Genomic DNA, 20,311 nt, shown 5'->3' on the forward strand with positions numbered 1-20,311 from the left:
CAGCGGTCCGTACCTGAGAATGCATGTCCTGGTACGGGCCGCGTGTTGGCGAGCGGGAAGCGTGCTCACTCTGCGAAATCGAACCCACCATCGGTGATGGTTGACGTGAAGGCGTCCCAATCGGAGGGCGTGAAGATCAACGCTGGCCCGGAGGAGTTCTTGGAGTCACGGACACCGACCATGCCTCCGGTGAGATGTGCGACCTCGACGCAGTCTTTGCCGGTGCCGCTGCGACTGCTTTTAAACCACTTCGCCGTCGATAGGTCGGCACTCACGCTCCGTACTCCTCTGCAATTGCCACCAGCAGCGCTCGGGACTCGTCCTCGCTCAGTGCCGCACTCTCGACACTTGACCGCGCGGTCTGGTACTGATCGATCTCGTCGGGTTTGTCCAGGTACAGGGCCCCAGTGTAGCCCTCGACGTAAATCACGGGCGGCTCGGTCAATGACGGGTTCGGGTGGTCGGGAAACTCCAGTAATACAAAGGAACCTGCCTCCAGTCCGAGGTAGGTACCGGCGCTCAGTGGAACGATTCGGATAGATACGTTCGGCAAGCCGCTCAGTTCCGCCAAATGACTGGACTGGGCTGCCATGACCGCAGTGCCACCGATCTGGTGGCGCAACGTCGCCTCGCTCAGTCTCACGTCCAGGCTGAATCGGTCAGGCCGTTCCTGAAGGCGTGCTTGTCGTTTGGTGAGCAACTCTATGTGCCGGTCGATTGCGTCATCGGTCAACGCTGGGATGAAAGCTTTGGCAACGGCACGTCGGTAGTCGGCTGTCTGCACCAAACCTGGCAGCAAGGTCAATTGGAACGACGTGACATGGCAGGCAGCCTGTTCCAGGACGACGAACAAGTCTGTGTTCGCAAACATCGCGTCGCTGTAGGACTGCCACCAACCCGTCTTTCGTGCCTCTTCCGCCAGCCAGAGCAGCGCTTGCCGGTCGTCGTCATTCGCGTCGTACACGTCGCACAGTGTTCGGATCACCATCTTCTTGACCATGGCGACCTGGCCGTTCTCCAAGCGCCACAACGTTTGTGAACTCATTTCGGACAGCTTGGCCGCCTTGTCCCTGGTGAGTCCGGCGTTCTCGCGCAGCTCGAGCAGGCGCCGAGCCAGCAGTCTGCGCGGAAGAGTCGTCGTCTGGGCTGCCACGCGAACCCCCACCTTTCGTTAGCAGTGCTATGAAAGCATTCCAGTTGATCTGGAATGAATCTTCCTGTGTCCAATCATATTGTTATCACTCCATTTTCGGGCCGAATCGTGCTGTACTCAGTGCGCCAGGCGGCTGGGGCGCTCGCGGGAACCGCGCCGGTGCCGCAGGTCGGACGTATCGCTACGAAAATGCTGGGGGTTATGGATGAACAGGCAAGTCGTGGATGTCGGCTCGGGTCTCCGCTCGGCCGCGAGTGGGGAAGAGCCGAAAGCGATCGGGCTCGTTCGCGGTGACGTGTCCGGTGCGGACGCGCCGCGGCATGCCTACGCGGTGCAGCGGCATGCTCGCACGCTCGGCTATCAATACGTCTACACGGTTCGTCCACCGGTCGATGTCGATGATCCGATCGGGTACGTGCTCTCGATCGCGGGCGGGCTCGCGATCGAAGTGCTCGTTGTTTTCGATCTCGAGCAGGTGGACAACCGGCCCGCGTTGGTCTGTGAGGCGGGGTTCGATCTGGAAACCGTTTGCCCACAGTGCACTTGGGCGCGGTCGGCGCAGGCTGCGCCGAGGGTCGGAGTCGGGGCGGCGTGATGGATCGACACGTGATCCTGGCTCCGCCGCGCGTCTGCGCATCCGCTGATCTCGGGTTGGCGCACCGGCAGATGCAGCGTCACCGCGCCTGCCGGATCGAGCAGTGCGCCTGGAAGTGGGTCGCCTACTGCACGCTGGTGCAGAGCGGCCGGATCGTTCCGCAGCAGTTCAGTCCGCGCGAACGTGCTCATCGTCGCGGTGTCGCTTTCCCGCTCGACGACAGCGAGCGTGGACCGGCGCTCGAGGGACGCCGGACGTGGTGACCTTTCAACAGGTGCTCGACGGGCTCGCGCAGTTGGCGCTGCCTCCGGCGGGCGCGGACAACGGCTGTGTCGCGGAAGGCGAGCGGCCGTGGGCATGTGGCAAATAGTGCACAGCATTCTCGCCGTGGTCGGAGGTGGCGCGTTCGCCGCGGTCGGTGTCGCATGCGTCTGGCCGATCGCCCGACCGCGCCGTCCCGACCGCCCGCGTAATCCCGCCCGTGCCCGTTGTTCCTTGCGGCCGGTGACCTGGCCGGAGGCGTGGACGTGTAGCCGACCGCGGCAAGCCTTCACGCTCGCTGACGCTCATCGCGCGATGCAGTTGCATCGCGACCACGACTGCCCCCGCAAGCGCGCCGCCTTCGCGGCATTGATCGCGGCCGGGCGCATCACGCCGGACTCCGCGCGCCGACCCCGGCTATGGGGATGGTCCGAGGAATCCGACTGACGGCCTTCGGGCGCATGGCGGGTGCTGAGCGGCGGGCATGGCGGGCAGCTGCGGGGTGCGCATGGCGGGTGCTGAGCGGCGGGCATGACGGGCAGCTGCGGAGCGCGCAGGGCGGCTGCCGAGCAGCGGGTATGACGGATAGTTGCGGAGCGCGCAGGGCGGGGTGCCGAGTGGTGGGCGTAGCGGGCAGCTGCGGAGCGCGGATGGCGGTGCCGGGCGGCGGGCATGGCGGGCTGCTGCGGAGCGTGGATGGCGGTGCCGGGCAGTGGGCGTGGCGGGCGGCTGCGGAGCGCGCAGGGCGGGCGGAGCAGGCACGCTCCGGGGTTCGGAAACCGAGGAGGCCGGGTGATCGGAGCCGGTGATCGACGCGTGGCATGGACCACAGGAGTTCTGTGAAGGTCCTCACAGTTGGGAATGGCAGCGCCGGGGTAAAGGGGGCCGCTCGCCGATCGCTAACAGTACGAGCGTTACGCTAAAACCCCATGTCAGAGCTACCGGCCGGTAGATTGCACTGCTGCAATTCAAGGGCAAATTTTGCAGGGTTAGCAAAGGGGGTGGAAAACCTAGCTTAGATTCACACTAACAACAGGTAGACGGCTATTTCTTCGTGTGCCATCGTGTGGAAGTACACCCCAAGGGCCTAGCAAGCCTGCAAATCGCCGCTCCAGCAGTACGAGCTGTTTCGTAGCTCGAACCGGGCGGCGGCACCGAACGAAGAAGTGGAGTCACAGATGTCGACCACCGGCACCCCGAGGACCGCCGCGGAAATCCAGAAGGATTGGGACACCAACCCCCGCTGGAAGGGCGTCACCCGTAACTACACCGCGGAGCAGGTGTCGAAGCTCCAGGGCACCGTCGTCGAGGAGCACACCCTCGCCCGCCGCGGCTCGGAGATCCTTTGGGATCTCGTCAACAACGAGGACTACATCAACTCCCTCGGCGCCCTCACCGGCAACCAGGCCGTCCAGCAGGTCCGCGCCGGTCTGAAGGCCATCTACCTGTCGGGTTGGCAGGTCGCCGGTGACGCGAACCTCTCCGGCCACACCTACCCCGACCAGTCGCTGTACCCGGCCAACTCGGTTCCGGCCGTGGTCCGCCGCATCAACAACGCGCTGCTGCGCGCCGACGAGATCGCCAAGATCGAGAACGACACCTCCGTGTCGAACTGGCTGGCCCCCATCGTCGCCGACGCCGAGGCCGGCTTCGGTGGCGCGCTGAACGCCTACGAGCTGCAGAAGGCCATGATCGCCTCCGGCGCCGCCGGTGTGCACTGGGAGGACCAGCTGGCCTCCGAGAAGAAGTGCGGCCACCTGGGCGGCAAGGTGCTGATCCCGACCCAGCAGCACATCCGCACCCTGACCTCCGCGCGTCTGGCCGCCGACGTCGCCGACGTGCCGTCGGTGATCATCGCCCGCACCGACGCCGAGGCCGCCACCCTGATCACCTCGGACGTGGACGAGCGCGACCGTGAGTTCCTGGACGGCACCCGCACCCCCGAGGGCTTCTTCGGTGTGAAGAACGGCATCGAGCCCTGCATCGCGCGTGCCAAGGCCTACGCCCCCTACGCCGACCTGATCTGGATGGAGACCGGCGTGCCGGACCTCGAGGTCGCGCGCAAGTTCGCCGAGGCCGTCCGTGGCGAGTTCCCGGACCAGCTGCTGGCCTACAACTGCTCGCCGTCCTTCAACTGGAAGGCCCACCTGGACGACGCGACCATCGCGAAGTTCCAGCGTGAGCTCGGCGCGATGGGCTTCAAGTTCCAGTTCATCACCCTGGCCGGCTTCCACTCGCTCAACTACGGCATGTTCGACCTGGCCTACGGCTACGCCCGCGAGGGCATGACCGCCTTCGTCGACCTGCAGGAGCGCGAGTTCAAGGCCGCCGCCGAGCGTGGCTTCACCGCCATCAAGCACCAGCGTGAGGTCGGCGCGGGCTACTTCGACACCATCGCCACCACCGTCGACCCGAACACCTCGACGGCCGCGCTGAAGGGCTCGACCGAAGAGGGTCAGTTTCATTAAGCCGCGACTCCGCGCGGCGTGTTCGCGGCCTTTGTGAGTCTCGCGTCCGAGCGTCCGCTGCTCGCGCCTGCGGCGCATGCGCACCGGACACTCGGACGCGAGACGGGCCGCCAACGGCCCTAGATGGCCCCCCGCGTGGGTGGTTGCGTAAGCAGCCGAACTCACGAACCGATGCCCACAACCGGTACTAGCCGAGGGAAGTGAGGTTCCCGACGTGAAAACCGACATTCCTCTACTCCGGTAGGGGTGTACTGCCCTCCCCGCTGAACAGCCCCGGCGGGGAGGGCATCCCTATACCTTGGACCATCGAAGGACGCGCTCACACCGGAGCGAAACCTTCGCAGACCAGCCACCCCAGAGCCAGACAACCCAGCAGGAGCGGGACGTGAGCAGCGAAAAGATCCAACGCGTCGGCATCATCGGCGCCGGCCAGATGGGCGCCGGAATCGCGGAGGTGTGTGCCAGGGCGCACGTCGACGTACTGGTGTACGAGCAGACCCGGGAACTGGCCGCGGCGGGCCGCGCACGCATCCTGCGGTCCCTCGATCGCGGTGTGAGCAGCGGCAAGATCACCGAGCGCGAGCGCGAACAGGCCGCGTGGCGGCTGCGGTTCACCTCCGACCTCGGCGACTTCGCCGACCGCCAGCTGGTGGTCGAGGCGGTGCTCGAGGACGAGAAGGTGAAGACGAGCATCTTCGCCGAACTCGACAAGGTCGTCACCGACCCCTCGGCCGTGCTGGCCTCCAACACCTCCTCCATCCCGATCATGAAGATCGCGGTCGCCACGGCGAACCCCGAGCGCGTGGTCGGCATGCACTTCTTCAATCCCGTCCCGGTGCTGCCGCTGGTCGAGCTGGTCACCACGCTCAAGACCAGCGAGTCGGTCTCCGCGCGGGCCGAGGCCTTCGCCGGCGACGTGCTCGGCAAGCAGGTCGTGCGCTCGGCCGACCGCTCCGGTTTCGTCGTCAACGCGCTGCTGGTGCCGTACCTGCTGTCGGCGATCCGCATGGTGGAGTCCGGTTTCGCCACCAAGGAGGACGTCGACAAGGCGATGGTGCTCGGCTGCGCCCACCCGATGGGCCCGCTGGCGCTGACCGACCTGGTCGGCCTGGACACCGTGAAGTCCATCGCCGACTCCATGTACGGCGAATTCAAAGAGCCGCTGTACTCGGCCCCTCCGCTGCTGATGCGCATGGTGGAGGCGGGACTGCTCGGCAAGAAGACCGGCGCGGGCTTCTACCAGTACCGTGCTTGATTTGCAGCGCCTGCGGCGCTGCATGTTCGCGGCCCCTGGGAGTCTCGCGTCCGAGCGTCCGCCGCTCGCGCTTGCGGCGCATGCGTGACGGACACTCGGACGCGAGACGGGCCGCGAACGGTGCTCGTAAGACTCGCACCCGACGGGGCTGAGAATGCGAGCACAACTATCTGCCAGCGGGTGCGCCGCGGCGATGGCTCCCAGCCGGTGGCGCTGTCCGACCTCGACGCGGAGCCGACCAGATCGGTGTCGCCGAGCCGGTGACGGCAATCGGCATAAGCTGCAACAGCCGGGCAATGGCGACGGTTCGGCTGGGTATCCGGAGCGCAGCGCCGGATCGATCCGTCGATCCCGGCAAGGGCCGCGCAGGTGATCGAAAGAAGGTATCCCGCTCATGGTGAACGTGACCGACGGCTACGGGTCGAGCATCCTCGGCTATCCCAGGATCGGGCCGCACCGCGAGCTCAAGCGGGCGCTGGAGGCCTACTGGCACGGTTCGCTCGAGCGCGAGGAGCTGCTCGCGGTCGGCCGGGAGATCCAGGAGACCCAGTTCAACGAGCTGGCCGCCACCGGATTGACCCAGGTGCCCGGCAACACCTTCTCCTTCTACGACCACGTGCTCGACAACGCGCTGCTGTTCGGCGCGGTGCCCAAGCGGTTCGAGCCGTATCGCGAAGGCCTGCATCCACTGGACTTCTACTTCCTGATGGCCCGCGGCCGGCCGGACCTGCCGCCGCTGGAGCTGGTCCGGTTCTTCGGCACGAACTATCACTACCGCCAGCCGGAAGTCGACGCCGACACCGAGTTCTCGCTGCACCCGGAGGCGCTGCTCGACGAATTCGACCGCGCGAAGGCGGTGGGCATCGAGCTGCGGCCGGTGGTCATCGGCCCGGTGTCGCTGCTGCTGCTGTCCAAGGCCGGGCACATCCCCGGTGAGTCCGGCGGATTCGACACGCTGAGCCTGCTGGACAAGCTGCTGCCGGTCTACGAGGAACTGTTCGAGATCCTCGCCAAGCGCGGCGCCACCTGCGTGCAGCTGGACGAGCCCGCGTTCACCAGCGAGCGCACGCCCGCGGAACTGGCCGCGTTCGAGTCGGCCTATCAGCGGCTCGGCAAGGCCCCGCTGCGCCCGCGCATCCTGGTCACCGGACAGTACGGCGACTTCGGCGAGGCGCTGACCATCCTCGCGAGCACGAACATCGAGGCGATCGGCCTCGACCTCGCCAGCCACCGGATGCGCCCGGAGGATCTGGCGCGGGTGCCCGGCATCCGCCGCAAGCGCCTGTACGCGGGCGTGATCAGCGGACGCAACGTCTGGCGCGCCGACCGCTACGTCACGCTGGAATACCTCAACGAGCTGGCGCAGGTGTGCCCCGATCTGGTGGTCTCGACCGGCACCACGCTGCTGCACGTGCCCTACGACCTGCTGGTCGAATACGACCTCGACGGGCACGTCGCCGACCGCCTCGCGTTCGCGAAACAGAAGGTGGGCGAAGTGGTCTCGCTCGCGAAGGCGCTCACCGAAGGCCCCTCGGACAAGTGGCGCAAGCGGCCCACGGAGGTGCACTTCAAGCAGAAGCACGCCGTGCGGCAGCGGGTCTACGCCATCACCTCGGACATGCGCTCGCGGGAGCCCTACGAGGTGCGCCGGGAAGCCCAGCAGCGCAAGCTGAACCTGCCGCCGGTGCCCGCCACCACGCTCGGCTCCTTCCCGCAGACCGCCCGCATCCGCCAGGCGCGCTATGAACTCGGTCAGGGCCGGTTGTCCTACGAGGAGTACCGCAAGCGGATCGAGGCCGAGATCGAGGCCACGATCCGGTTGCAGGAGGACATCGGCCTGGACGTGCTGGTGCACGGCGAGCACGAACGCAACGACATGATCCAGTACTTCGCCGAGCTGCTCGACGGTTTCGCGACCACCCACTTCGGCTGGGTGCAGGTGTACGGCTCCCGCTGCGTGCGGCCGCCGATCATCTACGGCGACGTGTCGCGGCCCGCGCCGATGTCGGTGGACTGGATCACCTACGCGCAGTCGCTCACCGACAAGCCGGTCAAAGGCATGGTCACCGGGCCGGTCACCATGATCGCCCGCTCCTTCGTCCGGCAGGACCAGCCCCTGCACGAGACCGCCGACCAGGTGGCGCTGGCCATCCGCGACGAGGTGGTCGACCTGGAGAAGGCTGGCATCGCGATCATCCAGGTCGACGAGCCCGCGATCCGGGAGATGCTGCCGCTGCGCCCTGAGGGCCGCGCCGAGTACTTGCGCTGGGCGATCGGCGCGTTCCGCCTGGCTACGTCCGGGGTGCAGGCGGAGACCCAGATCCACACGCACATCGGGTATTCCGGCCGCGCCGAGGTGGTCGAGGCGATCGAAGAACTGGACGCCGATGTCACCGCCATCGTCGCGACGCGCTCGATCGACTGGGTGCTGCGGGCGCTGAAGGAGGACTGCGCCACCGGTCACGGACTCAGCCACGGCGTCGGCCCCGGCGTGTACGAGAGCCGGTCCGCGCGGATCCCGGATATCGACGAGCTGGACGAATTGCTCACCGCGGCAGCCGAAGCGGTGACGCCGCAGCGGTTGTGGGCGAATCCGGACGGCGGCCTGAAGACCCGGCACTACTGGCAGCTGGAGCCGTCGCTGCGCAACATGGTCGCGGCGGCGCGTCGCGTCCGCAGGCGCGTGGAGTCCGCCGAGTGAGCTGATCAGAAGGTGCCGAGGGCCGTCTTCGTTCGATCGAACGGGGACGGCCCTCGGCATTTCTTCGGTGCCGATTTCAGTACAGTCCGTACTGTATCGTTGAACTATGGACACCGATGACAGCTGGCCCGACTCTCTGCGCGTCGCTCAGGTCCGTATCGCCCGCCCGACCGACCGGCTCGACGAGGTGGTGCGGTTCTATGTCGAAGGGCTCGGCCTGCGCGAGCTCTACCGCTTCCACGACCACGCGGGCTACGACGGGGTGATGGTCGGATTGCCAGGAGCCGGGTACCACCTGGAATTCACCACGCATGTGCACGGCAGCCCTGGCGACGCGCCGAGCCGGGAGAACCTGCTGGTGCTCTACTTCGCGGGCGAGTCGCACATGTACGACGTCGCACAGCGGCTCGGTGAGTTCGGCGTCGAACCGGTGGAGGCGGAGAATCCGTTCTGGGCCGCCAACGGAGGCTTGACCTTTCCCGATCCGGACGGCTGGCGTGTTGTCCTGATGCCGCGCCCGGTGTTCTGATGGCGGGGCGAACCCGTGACGACCGCATCGACACCGCGGTGCTCGCCGCCGCGCGTGAACTGCTCGACGAGGTGGGATACGCGGACTTGTCCATCGGCCGGGTCGCGGCGAGGGCGGGCCTGCACCGACCGGCGATCTACCGCAGATGGCCGTCGAAGCGGCACCTGGTGGTGGACGTGGTCGCCGGACTGCTCGGCGTGCGACCGACCCCCGACACCGGCGACCTGCGCGCCGACCTGACCGGCGCCATGCGAGATCTGGTTGCGGCCCTGCGCGATACGTCGCTGCACCGGGTGCTGCCCGCGCTGGTCGCCGACCTGTCCGGTGACGAGCGGTTGCGCGCCCATTTCCTGGCCACCGTCTTCGAACCGCGGCGGCAAACCACCGCGACGGCGTTGCGCTCGGCCATCGCGCGCGGCGAAGTGGACCCGGACATCGATCTGGATTTCGTGCTGGACGCGGTCGCCGCGCCGATCTACTACCGGGCGTTGTTCGGGCACCTGCCGCTCACCGACGAACTCGCCGAGCGGTCGGTCGCGGCCGTGCTGCGCGCGATCAGCCGCTGACGGCGGGCAGCGTGCTGAGCGTCGCGAGCACCTCGGTGGCGGCGTCGGCCACCGCGGCGGCCTCGGCCATGGCCAGCGCGGCCGCGGTGGCGGCACGCACGCGCGGCAGCAGCGCCAAGCAGGCCGCGGCGGCGGCGCGGTCGGCCGGGGTGAGCTCGGCGTCGTCCTCGGCGGCGGATTGCCATGCCGCGGTGGCGATCACCTCGTGCAGCCAGTTGAGCAGATCCAGGCGCAGCGGTTGCGGCTCGCGCAGCCAGGCGCGGGCGTAGGTCACGTCGGTGCGCTCGTGCAGCAGGGCGCCGAGCACGACCTCGGCGGCGGGCGCGGTGACGGAGTAGATCGAACCCTGGTGCAGCACGGCGGAGTACAGGAAGACGATCCCGCGCGCCTGCTCCTCGACGGCCGCGCTGATCAGGTCGGCGAGCATGGCGGGAGCGTCGCTCGCCGATCCGTGGGCGTGCGCCAGCCCGGCCCAGTCCGTCTCGCGCAGCACGGTCGCCGCGCGTTCGTGGTAGATCGGCGCGAGCGCCGCCGCCGTCCGGACGCGGGCTTCGGCATCCGTCGAATCGAGGGCGCGCTGGAAGGCCGCCAGCGCCACGTCCGGCTCGCCGAGCTGCTCGCTGAACACCCCGATGTCGAAACTGGCCCGCGCGGCCACGGCGGGATCGTCCGCTTCGGCCAAGGACCGGCTGACCTCCCTGGCCCCCGCCAGATCGCCCGCCTCGCTCAGGTGCTGGACCAGGTCGCCCGCGACGATGAGCGACTGCTCCGCCGGCCAGCCGTCGATGACGGTGCGGTAGGCGGCTTTGACGCCGTCCAGGTCGTCGGCGGTGCGCAGCAGGTAGGCCAGGTTGGACAGGGCGAGCCGCGCGATGTCGCCGGGGCCCGCGTCGATCGCGTGCTGGTAAGCCAGGCGCGCCGAGTCCGCGTCCCCACGCTTGGCGCGCGAATAACCGAGATTGATCCAGGCCCGCGGCGCCGCGTCGGGATGACCGGATTCGGCGGCGCGCTCGTACATCGCTTCGGCCGCCGCGGTGTCGCCGCGCTCGGCCAGCAGCAGGCCGAGGTTGTAGGCCGCGCGCGGCGCCGCGTCCTCATGGCCTGAGTCGACCGCGACGTGGTAGGCGCCTTCCGCGGCCGGTTTGTCACCCGTCGCGCTGAGCAGCCCGCCGAGCTCGGCGGCGGCCAACGGCGCCCAGTTCGGATGGCCGGAGGCGATGGCGATCTGGAACGCCTCGCGCGCGGCCGCCACGTCGTTGCGCCTGCGGTGCATCTTGCCGAGGTCGAAGGCCAGGTCCGGCGGCCGCTTCAGCATTGTTCCCATCCAGCCTCGGCACCGAGTGGTGCGATCCTTTTCCGAGAAGTTCTACATCGGCGGGCGACCCATGGCTACCCGAGGCGTGGGATACGCCGGGACGACCGGCGGTTCAGTCGCCGAGTTCGGTTGCGAGAGCGCGCAATCCGGCGATCACCTCGTCGGGTGACGGCGCGTGTTCCGGATCGACCAGCCACTGGGCCATGAGACCACCGATCAACGCGTGCAGCACAGCGCCGACGGCGCGGTCGGTCGCCGCGCCTCGGGTCGGGCCGAACAGCTGCCAGAGCTGCTCGCGAGCGTTTTCCTCCGCGATCGCCAGCTCGGCGCGCACCTCGGGGGAGTGCAGCGCCTGCGCCATACCTTCGATATTCGCCGACCAGAGCGGACGGTCCTCGACGAACGAAGCGATGAGCTCGCGCCAGAAGACTTCCAGGCGCGCCGCCGGTGTCACGGGGTCGTCCTGCGGCAACGCCGCGGCGATCCGCTGTACCGCTTCCGCGCTGGATTCGATCATCGCCTGGTTGAGCAGCTTGTCCCTGGTGCCGAAGTGGTAGTTGATCGCGGCCAGGTTGCTGCCGGAGGCGGCGACTATCTCGCGCACGGTCGTGCGCGCGTAGCCGCGCTCGGCCAAGCACCGCTTGGCCGCGGCGAGAAGGTCTTCGCGGGTTCCCACCCCAGCACCTTAGCAAGGGGCCATACGGACGTTTATGACGATCGTTTCAAACGTTTGTATGTGACAAGCGTTTGAAACATGCGTATGTTGGGCTCATCCCCGCGAGAAGGAACGAGATGATGACCGATCAGCGCCCCCTGTCCCCCTTCGAAAGCAGCTACTTCGGCTCCGACACCAGAATCGGCAGCATCCCGGTGGGCGGCATGCCGCTGTTCATCGGTTCGACCGTGCGAGGCGACCTCGACGTGTCCGCGCTACGCCGCGTGATCGCCGACTTGGCGGCCGCGCATCCGCTCCTGCGCAGCGAACAGGTGGACGCCGGGGGAGTGCGATGCTTCCGGCGCGACGACTCCTACCGGCCCCGCTTGACGATCACCGAGGGCGGCGAGCCGGAGTACCTGAATTTGCTGAACACGCCGCAGGACTGGACCGGAGGGCTGTTCCACGCGCATCTCCTGCGCGACGGCGAGCACGATCGGATCGTGCTGGCCATCCACCACGGCATCGCCGACGGCAGATCCGCTTTCGCGCTGCTCGCGCAACTGTGGGAGCGGTACACCGCCCAGGTGACGGGTGCGCCCGCACCACACGCGAATCCGGATCAGAGCTTGCCCGAGGCGATGGACACCAGGCTGGCGCGCATCGTCTCCGCCGAGGAGGTCGCCGGGCTGCTCGACCTGATGCGCGCGGGCGCGGAAATGATGACCGCCGATCTCACGCCGCGACAGCTGCCCCATCTCGGTGAGGGCGCGCACCGGCCGAACCGGTTGACGCTGGAGCGCATCGAATTGGACGACATCGAGACCGCCGCGGTGATCGCCGCCGCCCGAGTCCACGGCGTCTCGGTGAACAGCCTCGTCGCGGGAGCGGCATTCGCCGCCTTCCGAGCCCGGCTGCAGCCGTCGGCGGGAGCGCTGCCGATGGTCTGCGGCCACGCGGTCGACGTCCGGGCGGATCTCGTGCCGCCGCTGCCCGCGAGCACCGTGCTCAACTGCGTGTCGGGGGTGGGCACATTCGCGCTCGTCGACGCGGACGCCGACCCGATCGCGCTGGCACACGCGGTGGCGTCGGGCATGCGCGCCTCGGTCGAGCGCAAGGAGGCACTGCTGATGATGCTCGCCGCCCAGCAGGTCGGCGACCCGGCGACCGCCGCACTGCTCTCGGCGCCGAATACCTTCGCCATCTCGAACATCGGCCGCCTGCAGGCCCTTTCGGTTCCGCCGCGGTTGCGGATCGTCCGCAACGACGTCTTCGCGATGGTGGCGGGCATGCCGCCGAAACTCACCGTGTTCACCATCGGCGACCGGATGACCATCCAAGTGGAATACGACACCGCGCGCCACAGCCCGGCGCAGCTGGGCGAAGTACGCCAGGCGCTGATCCGGACCTTGGCTACCGTCCGCGCCGCCTAGCTACGCGCCGACGCACCACCGACAGCTCGTGACTTCAGCGGATCACGCAGGGAGCGCCCGGCCGGGTTCGGCCGGATCATTCGAACGCCACGGCATGCGTCGTCTCACCCGGTCGCGAGTCAGTCCGAGCGGTCGTGACGACCCGCGAAACGAAGCGTCAACTGCCTGGCGAACTTCTTGCGGCGCTTTGGCGAGCCCGTCCGGCGATCGATGTCGGCCTCCACGTCGGCCGGGACGTCGTAGCGGCGGATGTACGCGCCGGAGAACGCCTGCACCGTCGCGGTCACCGGGATGGCGAGCAGCGCGCCCGTCGCGCCGAGTAGCGCGGCGCCCGCCAGCACCGCCCCGAACGCGACGGCCGGGTGCATGTCCAGAGTGGTGGCGGTGATGCGCGGTTGCAGCACATAGTTCTCGAACTGCTGGTAGAGCACGATGAAGCCGAGGATCCACAGCGCGGTGCTCGGCCCGTGCACCAGACCCACGATCACCGGGAGCGCACCGGCGAGATAGGTGCCGACCGTGGGGATGAACTGGGAGACCACGCCGACCCACAGCGCGAGGGCGAACGCCGACGGCACGTCCAGCAGTCGCAGCATGACGTAGTGCGCGAGCGTCGAGGCGAGCGCGAGCAGTCCGCGGGAATAGATGTAGCCGCCGGTCTTGTCCACCGCGATGTCCCAGGCGCGCAGGACGTGCCGCTGCCGCCGTGGCGGCAGGAGCGAGCAGACGGCGGTGCGGATCCGGGGCCCGTCGGCGGCGAAGTAGTAGGTGAACAGCAGGATGCCGAGACCCTGGAACAGCGCCCCGAGAGCGGCCGTGCCGATGCCCCAGACGTTGCCCGCCAACCCGGTGAGATAGCCCTCCAGGGTCGAACTCCAGTCGGTGGCGTACTTCTGGATGTCCGTACTGGACAGATCCTTGTGGAAAGTGTGGTTGATCCAGTCCACGCCCCGGTCGGCGTATTCGGGCGCGTGCTGCACCAACGTGGTGACCTGCTCCACCAGCAGCGCACCGAGCGTCCAGAAGAAGGCGACGACGAGGGCGGTCAGGCCGAGGAACACCAAACCGGTCGCGGGGCCGCGCCGCATGCCGCGCCGCGCCAGCGAATTCACCGCCGGTTCGATCGCGAAAGCCAGGAACAGGGAGACCAGCAGAATCGTCAGCAGGCTCCGCAGCCGCTCGAGCACCCAAAAGGCGGCCAGCAACCCGGTGACCGTCGCGGCGGCGAGCAGGAACGCGCGTGGCAGCCACGGCGGCATGCCGGGTGCGGCGATGGCCGGTTGTGGCGTCTCGTCTTCGTCCTCCGCGGGCACAAGGCCAAGGTACCCACGCCGGGAGCGGTTCGCGGCCAGACACCGCGCGGCCGCGCCGGTGCGGAGAGCGGGCTCACATGGTGGAGACGTCGATGACGAACCGGTAGCGCACGTCGCTGGCCACGACCCGGTCGTAGGCGCCGTCGATCTCGTCGGCGGCGATCAGCTCGATCTCCGCGCCGATGCCGTGCTCGGCGCAGAAGTTCAGCATCTCCTGGGTCTGCGCGATCCCGCCGATCATCGAGCCGGCCAGCGAGCGGCGGTACGCGGCGAGGTTGAACGGCTTGACGCTCATCGGGTGCTCGGGCAGGCCGAGGATCACCAGGGTGCCGTCCAGGTTCAGCAGGCGCAGGTAGTCGTCGATCGGCAGGTTCGCCGAGACCGTGTTGAGGATCAGGTCGAACCGGCCGCGCAGCTCGCGGAAGGTCTGCTTGTCGCTGGTGGCGTAGTAGCCGGTCGCGCCGAAGAGCTTGCCGTCGTCCTGCTTGCTCAGCGAGTGGCTCAGCACGGTGACCTCGGCGCCCATCGCGGCCGCGAGCTTCACCCCGACGTGGCCGAGCCCGCCCATGCCGATGATGGCGACCTTCTTGCCCGGCCCCGCGCCCCAGTGCCGCAGCGGGGAGTACAGCGTGACGCCCGCGCACAGCAGCGGCGCCGCGACGTCCAGACCGATGCCGTCGGGGATGGCGACCACGAAGTTCTCGGTCACCACGATCTGCGTCGAGTAACCGCCGAGCGTGTGCCCGCCGGGCTCGACCGCCGGGTCGACCGGGGTGTTGTAGGTCATGGTCGCGCCCGCGGTGCAGTACTGCTCCTCGTCGGCCAGGCACGGCGCGCAGACGCCGCAGGAATCGACCATGCAACCGACGCCGACGCGATCGCCGACCCGATGCTTGGTCACCGCGGATCCGACCGCGGCGACCACGCCCGCGATCTCGTGACCGGGCACGCAGGGGTAGCGGGTGCGGCCCCACTCGTCGCGCGCGGTGTGGATGTCGGAATGGCAGATACCCGCGAACTTGATGTCGATCAGCACGTCGCGCGGGCCCAGGTCCCTGCGTTGGATCGTGACCTTCTCGAACGAGCCATCGGGAGTGGACAGGGCGTAGGCGGCGGCAGTGCTCATGAGGACATGCCTACCGCCGCATGGGTGCGGTTGCCAACTGTGACACGAAAAAGACACGCTCACGGGCCGTTTTTCCGGCGGGCTGCCCGGTTCGATGATCTTCGGCGCGCGCAGCGGCGACAATGGGTTCGGGAGGTTCGGCCGAGGCGGGAGAGCCATGGACGAAGAACGGCAGCAGTGGATCGGGGCGCGCCGCGCGCCGGGCGGTGGCCGGGTGTTCGTGCTGGTCGTCACGCTCATGATCATGATCGCCGCGTTCCTCGGGTATCGCGGCGATCTCCCCGCCCGCGATCGGACCGGCCCGGCCGGGACGGCGGCCTCGGTCGTGTTCGCTCCGCCCGAGCCGCTCGACGCGGGAGTGGTCACCGCGGCGGTGCGGCCCGCGCTGGTCAACATCAACGCCTCGGCCGAACGATCCGGGCCGGGTGCGGCGGGGTCGGGCATCGTCCTCACCGCCGACGGCGAGGTGCTCACCAGCCATCACGTGGTCAAGGGCGCCGACACCGTGACCGCGACCGATGTGGGCAACGGCAAGGCCTACGACGCGGTGGTGCTCGGCTACGACGCCGAGGCCGACATCGCCCTGCTCGACCTGTCGGCGGCCGACGGGCTGCCGACCGCGACCATCGGCAGTTCCGGCGCGTTGCGGCTGCGTGAGGAGGTGCTCGCCATCGGCAACGCGGGCGGCGCCGGCGGGCCGCCCACCGCGGTGCACGGCCCGCTCACCGACCTGGACAGCGCCATCGTGGCGATCAACGCCGCCGATCTGTCGCGCAAGGCGCTCAACGGGATGCTGGAGGTGGCGGCGGCGGTCACGCCGGGACAGTCCGGCGGAGCCCTGGTCGACCACAAGGCGTCGGTCGTCGGCGTGATCGCCGCGGCGTCGGGCGACGGGGCGCGCACCGCCGACCATCCGGCGAACGGCTACGCGGTGCCGATCGACGCCGCGATGCGAGTGGTCCAGCAGATTCGCTCGGGAACCCCCACCGACACCGTGCACATCGGCCCGACGGCCACGCTCGGCGTGCTCGTCTCCAACGCGCTGCCCGCTGGGACCGGTGCCCGCGTGGACATGGCGATCTACGGCATGCCCGCCTTTGCCGCCGGTCTGGCCGCAGGAGACGTGATCACCTCGCTCGACGACCACACCGTCACCAGCGCCCAGTCGCTGCGCACCGCGCTGAACAGGCGCAAGCCCAACGAGACCGTCCGATTGGGCATCACCGGCGCCGGCGGCGCGCGCACCGTGCCGGTGGCGCTGGTCCAGGGACCGCCGAACTGATCGGCCTCAGACCAGCGACAGCCAGTAGTCCTGGAAGCGCAGGAACACCAGCACCAGCACGACCGCGAAGAACAGCGCGACGATCGTCCAGCGCCACTCGGCGAGCACGCCGAGCGGACCGCGCGAGCGCCCCCACAGCTGGTCGGTGCTCACCGCGAGCAGCGGCGTGATGATCGCCCACACCACCATGCAGTACGGGCACAGCGCGTTGATCCGGTACAGGCTCTGGAAGATCAGCCAGCAGATGAACCCGACGCCGAGCAGGGTGCCCAGCCACATCCCGCCCCAGACCCAGCGCGGGAAGCCGACGCCGGCCACCGACAGCACGCCCAGTGTGACGACGACCGAGAACCCCACGATGCCCATCAGCGGGTTCGGGAACCCGAAGATCGAGGCCTGATCGGTCACCATCACCGACCCGCAGGACAGGATCGGGTTGATGCTGCACGACGGCGTGTAACCGGGATCGGTGAACAGCTTGAACCGTTCCACGGTCAACGCCACCGCGGCCAGCCAGCCGGCCAGCCCGCCGATCAACAGGACCCACGCGGCCCGGGGCCCCGCGGCGATCACTGGCCCGCGGCGGCGCTGATCACGGGTGCGAGGCCGCCTGCGCCGAAGATCTGCTGGCTGGACTCGACCTTCTTGCCGTTCACGAACACCGACGGGGTGGACTGGATGCCGCTGTCCAGCACTTCCTTGGTGCGGGCCTGGACGTACTTGTCGTACTTGTGGTCGGTGATGCACTGGGCGACCGCGTCGTCGGTGTAGCCGGCGCTCTTGGCGATCTGGACCAGCTGATCGTCGGGCAGGCCGGCGCCGCCCTCCGCGGGCTGCTGGGCGTACATCGTCTTCAGCCAGGCCTGGTACTTCGACGGGTCGGCTTCGGCGACGCAGTAGGAGGCGTTGGCCGCGCGCGAGGAGTAGCGCGTGGTGGACGCCTTGTCCAGGAAGGCGATCACGTTGTATTCGACGACCGCGGTGCCGCTGGCGACCGCGTCCTCGAGCACCTGCCCGTTCGCCGCCTCGAACGCCTTGCAGGCGGGGCACTGCAGATCGGCGACGACCCGCACGGTGACCTTCGCGTCCGGCTTGCCGACGCGGACGGCGCCGTTGTCGGTGATCGAGGCGGGCACGGCGCCCGCGGTCGCGGCGATGGACGGGGTGGGTCCTGGATCGTCCTTGCGGTTCTTCTTCACCGCGATGCCGATGCCGATCGCCGCGATCAGCGCGACGAGCACGGCGGCGACGGCCACCTGGATCAAGATCTTGCGGTTGCGGTCGGCGCGTTCCGCCGCCAGCAGCGGGTTCGACTTCCCACCCTGGTTCTTGCTCACCGTGCGCTCACCACGCCTTTCGCTCGCCGGACGGTTTTCCTGCCGCCACGATCGTAGATCCGCCGACCATCTCCCCGGGTGATCGGCCCACAGCCGTCATCATCGTCGGCCTACCTGAGAGATTCCGAAATATCCGGTCCTGCCGCCGCGAACCCGATCCGGCCCCGTTCAGCGCGGCAGGATGCCCATGAGCACGAGCGTGACGGCGTCGCGTGCCAGCTCCGGCGGCAGCTCGCCGTCGAACTGGGTGACGTACAGGTGGACCAGCCCGCCGAGGGCCAGCATGGTCAGCCGGGGATCCACGGTCGCCGCCACGTCGCCGCGTGCGACGGCGCGCCGGACGATCTCTTCGGACGACGCCAGCCGCCGGACCCAGAATTCGCGCCGGATCGCCTCGACGCCGGGATCGGATTCGACGAGCACGCTGCCGCGGATCAGGGCCCGGCCGGACGGCGTGCGCGCGAATCGGATGAGATCGGTCGTGAACCGCTCCAGATCGCCGCGCAACGACCCGGTGTCCGGCAGCGGGATCTCTTCGGCCACCCGGGACAGCAAGGCGTCCAGCAGCAAGCGGGGCAGCGTCTTCCAGCGGCGGTAGATCGATGTCTCGTGCACGCCCGCGTCGGCGGCGACGTCGGCGACCCGCACGGCGCCGATGCCCGCCGACTCGATCCTGGCCAGGGTCGCGTCCAGCACGGCTTCGCGCAGACGCGCGCCGCGGATCTGCGCGGGGGGCTTACTCACCGGGCGATTATCGCAAGTTCTCTTGCGTTATGTGGCGGCGGCCCTTAGCGTGTGCTATCGCAAGTCGACTTGCGATAGAAGGCGAGAGTGGTATGGACGAGGTGATCGCGCCTTCCGGGCGCTGGCGGGGTGAGGCTCGCGGCGAGGTCGCGGTGTTCCGTGGCATCCCCTACGCGCGGGCCGAGCGATTCGGTGCGCCCGAGCCGGTCGCGCCGCCCGAGGGGGTGTACGACGCGACGCGCCCCTACGCGATCGCGCCGCAGCTGCCGGGACGGCTCGAGAGTGTGATGGGGCGGGCGGACCCGCTCGAGCAGTCGGAGGACTGCCTTGCGGTCACCGTCACCGCACCCGTGGCCGCCGAGCCGGGCGGACGTCCGGTGCTGGTGTGGTTGCACGGTGGCGCCTACCTGGCCGGCAGCGGGCAGTGGAACCTGTACGACGCGGTCCGGTTCGTGGGCGAGACCGGCGTTGTCGTCGTGTCGGTGAGCTACCGGCTCGGCGTGCTGGGTTATCTCCGTGCCCCTGGCGTGTCGGCGGGGAATCTCGGCTTGCTCGACCAGATCGCGGCGCTGCGGTGGGTGCGCGCGCACATCGCCGAATTCGGCGGCGATCCGCGGCGCGTCACCGTGGCGGGACAGTCCGCGGGCGGGCAGTCGGTCGTCGCGCTGCTGGGGATCGCGACGGCACGGTCGCTGTTCGCCGGGGCTGTCGTGCAGAGCGCGCCCTTCGGCATCGGATTCCACAGCCATCGGAGGGCCGAGCGGGTGGGAGCGATGTTCCTCGCCGAACTCGACGCCGATCCCCGCACCGCGTCCCTGCGCGAACTGCTCGCCGCGCAAGGACGCACCGTTCGCCGCTGCGCCGGGCCCGGCGCGCTGAATTCGGCGCCGCCCTTCTTGCCCGTGGCCGACGCGGGACCGCTGCCCGGCGAGCACACCTGGCGAGCAGCGGCGCGCGCCGCCGCCGCCGATCTGCCGGTCCTCCTCGGTTGCACGCAAGAAGAGGCGCGCGCCTTCTACGGTGGCCCGCATCCGGTCTTCGGCAGGCTCCGGCGACTACCGGCGCTCGGAGCCCGGCTGGACTCGGCGGCACAGCGGCTGATCGGGCGAAAGGCGTTCGAGGACGGCATGTTCCGATTCGCCGATGAACTGGCCGGCGCCGGGGCGCGCGTGTACTGCTATCGAATGGGACAGCTGCACCCGGAGAACCCCTACGGCGCCTGCCACTGCATCGATCTGCCGCTGCTGTTCGCCGACGGCGACACCTGGCGCGCCGCCCCGATGCTCGCGCCGCTCACCCCTGCGCAGATCGATGAGCTGGGTGCCGGAACCCGCCGGTACTGGGGTGAATTCGTGCGCACCGGCCGGATCGCCGACACCGGCTGGACGCCGCATCGACCGGGCTCGCGTTTCGTCCGGCACTTGCCATGACCGCGCTCGTGCCGCCGGACGCTAGGACGCTGCTGAATAACGCGGGGTGTCGACCCGGCCCTGCGGGCCGGTTCGAGGAGAATGTTTGGGTGCAGGGAGAGGGCAGGCCGGATCCGGAGTTGATGGACGCGGCGGCGTTGGTCGGGCA

General features: G+C 69.0%; 20 protein-coding genes. 11 read left to right on the forward strand and 9 right to left on the reverse strand.

Going from position 1 to position 20,311, the window contains the following annotated elements:
* Positions 1-65: 65 nt before the first annotated feature.
* A complete protein-coding gene (locus tag U3653_RS31865) occupies positions 66-275 on the reverse strand; it encodes a DUF397 domain-containing protein (protein WP_195080668.1) in 210 nt (69 codons plus the stop codon).
* A complete protein-coding gene (locus tag U3653_RS31870; protein ID WP_195080667.1) occupies positions 272-1,153 on the reverse strand; it encodes a helix-turn-helix domain-containing protein in 882 nt (293 codons plus the stop codon). The genes U3653_RS31865 and U3653_RS31870 overlap by 4 nt, the downstream gene beginning before the upstream one ends.
* Positions 1,154-1,358: 205 nt before the next feature.
* On the opposite strand from U3653_RS31870, the gene U3653_RS31875 reads away from it, so the two are divergent.
* From U3653_RS31875 to U3653_RS31910, 8 genes are all read left to right on the forward strand, one after another.
* Entirely contained in the window at positions 1,359-1,748 is a 390-nt protein-coding gene (locus U3653_RS31875; RefSeq protein WP_195080666.1) for a hypothetical protein, read from the forward strand.
* Entirely contained in the window at positions 1,748-2,011 is a 264-nt protein-coding gene (locus U3653_RS31880) for a hypothetical protein (protein ID WP_195080665.1), read from the forward strand. The genes U3653_RS31875 and U3653_RS31880 overlap by 1 nt, the downstream gene beginning before the upstream one ends.
* Positions 2,012-2,324: 313 nt before the next feature.
* Positions 2,325-2,456, forward strand: coding sequence for a hypothetical protein (locus U3653_RS31885; RefSeq protein WP_323124547.1), 132 nt, complete (start codon positions 2,325-2,327; stop codon positions 2,454-2,456).
* A gap of 731 nt (positions 2,457-3,187) precedes the next feature.
* Positions 3,188-4,477 (forward strand): isocitrate lyase, encoded by a 1,290-nt coding sequence (aceA, locus tag U3653_RS31890; RefSeq protein WP_067797205.1) that lies wholly within the window; start codon positions 3,188-3,190, stop codon positions 4,475-4,477.
* Between the two features lie 385 nt (positions 4,478-4,862).
* A complete protein-coding gene (locus U3653_RS31895) occupies positions 4,863-5,732 on the forward strand; it encodes a 3-hydroxybutyryl-CoA dehydrogenase (protein WP_063017438.1) in 870 nt (289 codons plus the stop codon).
* Between the two features lie 394 nt (positions 5,733-6,126).
* Complete coding sequence (metE, locus tag U3653_RS31900) at positions 6,127-8,433, forward strand: 5-methyltetrahydropteroyltriglutamate--homocysteine S-methyltransferase (protein ID WP_195080664.1); 2,307 nt, start codon at positions 6,127-6,129, stop codon at positions 8,431-8,433.
* A 106-nt stretch (positions 8,434-8,539) separates the two neighbouring features.
* Positions 8,540-8,962 carry a VOC family protein gene (locus U3653_RS31905; RefSeq protein WP_195080663.1) on the forward strand — a complete coding sequence of 141 codons (423 nt, stop codon included), beginning with the start codon at positions 8,540-8,542 and terminating at the stop codon, positions 8,960-8,962.
* A complete protein-coding gene (locus U3653_RS31910; protein WP_195080662.1) occupies positions 8,962-9,528 on the forward strand; it encodes a TetR/AcrR family transcriptional regulator in 567 nt (188 codons plus the stop codon). Before U3653_RS31905 ends, U3653_RS31910 begins: the two co-directional genes overlap by 1 nt.
* Here the strand turns inward: U3653_RS31910 and U3653_RS31915 are convergent.
* Both U3653_RS31915 and U3653_RS31920 read right to left on the reverse strand, forming a co-directional pair.
* Entirely contained in the window at positions 9,518-10,843 is a 1,326-nt protein-coding gene (locus U3653_RS31915) for a tetratricopeptide repeat protein (protein WP_324722495.1), read from the reverse strand. The two genes, U3653_RS31910 and U3653_RS31915, sit on opposite strands and share 11 nt — an antisense overlap.
* 112 nt (positions 10,844-10,955) lie before the next feature.
* Positions 10,956-11,519 (reverse strand): TetR/AcrR family transcriptional regulator, encoded by a 564-nt coding sequence (locus U3653_RS31920; protein WP_195080660.1) that lies wholly within the window; start codon positions 11,517-11,519, stop codon positions 10,956-10,958.
* A 119-nt stretch (positions 11,520-11,638) separates the two neighbouring features.
* On the opposite strand from U3653_RS31920, the gene U3653_RS31925 reads away from it, so the two are divergent.
* Positions 11,639-12,931: a phthiocerol/phthiodiolone dimycocerosyl transferase family protein gene (locus U3653_RS31925; protein WP_195080659.1), complete on the forward strand. Its 1,293-nt coding sequence runs from the start codon at positions 11,639-11,641 to the stop codon at positions 12,929-12,931.
* A gap of 119 nt (positions 12,932-13,050) precedes the next feature.
* Here U3653_RS31925 and U3653_RS31930 read toward each other — a convergent pair whose 3' ends face one another.
* Together U3653_RS31930 and U3653_RS31935 are read right to left on the reverse strand one after the other, a co-directional pair.
* Complete coding sequence (locus U3653_RS31930) at positions 13,051-14,244, reverse strand: AI-2E family transporter (RefSeq protein WP_323124548.1); 1,194 nt, start codon at positions 14,242-14,244, stop codon at positions 13,051-13,053.
* Positions 14,245-14,317: 73 nt separating this feature from the next.
* Complete coding sequence (locus U3653_RS31935; protein WP_195080658.1) at positions 14,318-15,370, reverse strand: NAD(P)-dependent alcohol dehydrogenase; 1,053 nt, start codon at positions 15,368-15,370, stop codon at positions 14,318-14,320.
* Positions 15,371-15,527: 157 nt separating this feature from the next.
* On the opposite strand from U3653_RS31935, the gene U3653_RS31940 reads away from it, so the two are divergent.
* Positions 15,528-16,652, forward strand: a complete 1,125-nt coding sequence (locus tag U3653_RS31940) for a S1C family serine protease (protein WP_195080657.1) — start codon at positions 15,528-15,530, stop codon at positions 16,650-16,652.
* 6 nt (positions 16,653-16,658) lie between these two features.
* Here the strand turns inward: U3653_RS31940 and U3653_RS31945 are convergent, their stop codons facing one another.
* The 3 genes from U3653_RS31945 to U3653_RS31955 form a co-directional block, all read right to left on the reverse strand.
* Positions 16,659-17,225, reverse strand: coding sequence for a vitamin K epoxide reductase family protein (locus U3653_RS31945; RefSeq protein ID WP_195080656.1), 567 nt, complete (start codon positions 17,223-17,225; stop codon positions 16,659-16,661).
* Positions 17,222-17,989 carry a DsbA family protein gene (locus U3653_RS31950; protein WP_195080655.1) on the reverse strand — a complete coding sequence of 256 codons (768 nt, stop codon included), beginning with the start codon at positions 17,987-17,989 and terminating at the stop codon, positions 17,222-17,224. Before U3653_RS31950 ends, U3653_RS31945 begins: the two co-directional genes overlap by 4 nt.
* 168 nt (positions 17,990-18,157) lie before the next feature.
* On the reverse strand, positions 18,158-18,733 hold the full coding sequence (locus U3653_RS31955) for a TetR-like C-terminal domain-containing protein (protein WP_195080654.1): 576 nt from the start codon (positions 18,731-18,733) through the stop codon (positions 18,158-18,160).
* A gap of 92 nt (positions 18,734-18,825) precedes the next feature.
* On the opposite strand from U3653_RS31955, the gene U3653_RS31960 reads away from it, so the two are divergent.
* Entirely contained in the window at positions 18,826-20,163 is a 1,338-nt protein-coding gene (locus tag U3653_RS31960) for a carboxylesterase family protein (protein WP_195080653.1), read from the forward strand.
* The last annotated feature ends 148 nt before the right edge of the window (positions 20,164-20,311 follow it).

It is taken from the genome of Nocardia implantans, assembly GCF_035544775.1.
GTDB classification, from domain to species: Bacteria; Actinomycetota; Actinomycetes; order Mycobacteriales; family Mycobacteriaceae; genus Nocardia; species Nocardia implantans.

Excerpts from the sequence above, each read along its gene's own strand:
- U3653_RS31875 (WP_195080666.1), top strand. The coding sequence starts at position 1,359 with ATGAACAGGCAAGTCGTGGATGTCGGCTCGGGTCTCCGCTCGGCCGCG.
- U3653_RS31880 (WP_195080665.1), top strand. The coding sequence starts at position 1,748 with ATGGATCGACACGTGATCCTGGCTCCGCCGCGCGTCTGCGCATCCGCT.
- U3653_RS31885 (WP_323124547.1), top strand. The coding sequence starts at position 2,325 with ATGCAGTTGCATCGCGACCACGACTGCCCCCGCAAGCGCGCCGCCTTC.
- aceA (WP_067797205.1), top strand. The coding sequence starts at position 3,188 with ATGTCGACCACCGGCACCCCGAGGACCGCCGCGGAAATCCAGAAGGAT.
- metE (WP_195080664.1), top strand. The coding sequence starts at position 6,127 with ATGGTGAACGTGACCGACGGCTACGGGTCGAGCATCCTCGGCTATCCC.
- U3653_RS31905 (WP_195080663.1), top strand. The coding sequence starts at position 8,540 with ATGGACACCGATGACAGCTGGCCCGACTCTCTGCGCGTCGCTCAGGTC.
- U3653_RS31910 (WP_195080662.1), top strand. The coding sequence starts at position 8,962 with ATGGCGGGGCGAACCCGTGACGACCGCATCGACACCGCGGTGCTCGCC.
- U3653_RS31915 (WP_324722495.1), bottom strand. The coding sequence starts at position 10,843 with ATGCTGAAGCGGCCGCCGGACCTGGCCTTCGACCTCGGCAAGATGCAC.
- U3653_RS31925 (WP_195080659.1), top strand. The coding sequence starts at position 11,639 with ATGACCGATCAGCGCCCCCTGTCCCCCTTCGAAAGCAGCTACTTCGGC.
- U3653_RS31935 (WP_195080658.1), bottom strand. The coding sequence starts at position 15,370 with ATGAGCACTGCCGCCGCCTACGCCCTGTCCACTCCCGATGGCTCGTTC.
- U3653_RS31940 (WP_195080657.1), top strand. The coding sequence starts at position 15,528 with ATGGACGAAGAACGGCAGCAGTGGATCGGGGCGCGCCGCGCGCCGGGC.
- U3653_RS31960 (WP_195080653.1), top strand. The coding sequence starts at position 18,826 with ATGGACGAGGTGATCGCGCCTTCCGGGCGCTGGCGGGGTGAGGCTCGC.